This window comes from Streptomyces flavofungini, from assembly GCF_041028215.1.
In the GTDB taxonomy this organism is placed as follows: Bacteria; Actinomycetota; Actinomycetes; order Streptomycetales; family Streptomycetaceae; genus Streptomyces; species Streptomyces flavofungini_B.
This window is the reverse complement of record NZ_JASKYR010000989.1, coordinates 1-2202: the sequence shown is the minus strand read 5'-3', so window position 1 is coordinate 2202 and position 2202 is coordinate 1. Positions and strand designations below refer to the sequence as shown.

1 protein-coding gene and 1 pseudogene are annotated in these 2202 nt (G+C 74.6%); one reads left to right on the top strand and one right to left on the bottom strand.

The genetic code is table 11. From position 1 onward, the window contains the following. Positions 1-16: 16 nt before the first annotated feature. Positions 17-1117 (bottom strand): pyridoxal-phosphate-dependent aminotransferase family protein, encoded by a 1101-nt coding sequence (locus tag AB8Z36_RS37495; RefSeq protein ID WP_369217849.1) that lies wholly within the window; start codon positions 1115-1117, stop codon positions 17-19. A 132-nt stretch (positions 1118-1249) separates the two neighbouring features. Here AB8Z36_RS37495 and AB8Z36_RS37490 point away from each other — a divergent pair. Next, positions 1250-2202 (top strand): annotated as a pseudogene (locus AB8Z36_RS37490) (amidohydrolase family protein); the annotation flags it as partial.

The following is a 2202-nucleotide window of genomic DNA, read 5'->3' as shown; positions in this document are numbered from 1 at the left end:
CCCGTCCCCGCCCCTCCTAGCTCCAGGCGTCCGTCACCGCGCGGCGGGATGCCTCCAGGTCCACGGTGAGGCCTGTCTCGCTCATCGCGGCGGCCAGGGCGGCCAGGCAGGCGTGGGTGACGCCGCGGGTGGCGGCGGGGCCGTAGTGGTTGACCCGGATCATCTCCTTGGCGAGCGCGCCGCCACCGGCGACCAGCGGGAGCACCGGGTCCGCGGCGAGCGCGGCGGCGACGAGCGCCGAGGCGTCGACGCCCTCGGGCGCGCGCAGCGTGGTGGCGACCGGGGCGGCGTCGGCGGCCTCGTGCACATACGGGCGCAGCCCGCCGCCGAGCGCCAGCGCGCCCGCGCGGGTCGCGGCGGCGGCCGTGGCGTGCCGCGCCATCAGCGCGTCGAGGCCCTCCGTCTCGATGCGCTCCACGCACGCCTCAAGGGCCAGCATCTCCAGCTGCGCGGGCGCGTGCAGCAGCGCCTTGCGCCCGGCGTCGATCCAGCGCTCCTTCCAGTCCAGGAGGGAGAGGTAGGAGCGGCGGGGCGCCTGCGGATTGGCGGCGATCCGCTCCCAGGCCCGCTCGCTCACCGACACCGCCGAGACCCCTGCGGGGCCGCCCATGGCCTTCTGCGCGCCGATCACGCACAGGTCCACACCCCACGCGTCGGGCAGCAGCGGCTCGGCGGCCACCGAGGCGACCGCGTCCAGCATGAAGAGGGCCCCGTGCTCGCGGACGACCGCGCCGATCTCCGCGACGGGGTTGGTGTTGCCGGTGGCGGCCTCCGCGTGCACCAGCGAGACGAAGTCGATCTCCGGGCGCTCGGCGAGGGCCTGCCGCACCTGCTCGGCGGTGACGGCGGTGTGGAACGGCACGGCGAGGTCGACGACGTCCGCGCCGCAGTCGCGCAGCCAGTCGCCGAAGGTCTGCCCGTACGGTCCGGTGATGACGTTCAGCGCGGTCGTGCCGGGCCGCGCGGCGCCCCGGATGCAGCCCTCCAGGGGCAGCAGCGCCTCGCCCTGCATGATCACGACGTCCTGCTCGGTGCCGAGCAGCCGGGCCACCCGCGCCTCGATGGCGGCGAAGTGCTGGGCGCTCAGCGGCGCCAGGTCCAGAAAGGGGTGCGTCACAGTACTGCTCACGTCACTGCTCACTTCGCTCACGAGTTCGTCCGGCTGCGGTGACGAGCCTACCGACCGCCCGCCGCCACGCGATCGCAGCGCCCCGTACCGCCCGCCGACGGGGCCTCCTAAGCTGCTGCCATGAGTGATCACGCGGTGCTGCACGTGAAGGGGCGGGTGCTGGCCGGGCCCGATGACGTACGGGACGAGCTGTGGGTGGTCGGCGGCCGGGTGACGTACGACCGTCCGGTGACTCCGGCGACGGAGACGGTCACCGTCGAGGGGTGGACGCTGCCCGGTCTGGTCGACGCGCACTGCCATGTGGGCCTGGACGCGCACGGGCCCGTGGACGCCGACACGGCGGAGAAGCAGGCGCTGACCGACCGGGAGATCGGGGCGCTGCTCATCCGGGACGCGGGCTCCCCCTCGGACACACGCTGGATCGACGACCGCGAGGACCTGCCGAAGATCATCCGCGCGGGCCGGCACATCGCGCGCACGCGGCGCTACATCCGCAACTACGCCCATGAGATCGAGCCCGATGACCTCGTCGCGTACGTCGGCCAGGAGGCGAAGCGCGGCGACGGCTGGGTCAAACTGGTCGGCGACTGGATCGACAGGGACGCGGGCGACCTGACGGCCTGCTGGCCGCGCGACGCGGTCGAGGCGGCGATCGCGGAGGCCCATCGGCTCGGCGCCCGTGTGACGGCCCACTGCTTCGCCGAGGACTCGCTGCGGGACCTGGTGGAGGCGGGCATCGACTGCGTCGAGCACGCGACGGGCCTCACGGAGGACACGATCCCGCTCTTCGCGGAGCGCGGCGTCGCGATCGTCCCCACCCTGGTGAACATCGCGACGTTCCCGGACCTGGCCGCGGGCGGCGAGCAGAAGTTCCCCCGCTGGTCGGCCCATATGCGCAGGCTCCACGCCCGCCGCTACGCCCTTCACCGGCACCGACGCGGGCGGCTCCCTGCCCCACGGCCTCATCGCGGCGGAAGTGGCGGAACTGACCCGCGCGGGCATCCCCCCACTGGCGGCCCTCTCGGCCACGACCTGGTCCGCCCGCTCCTGGCTCGGCCGCCCCGCCCTGACCG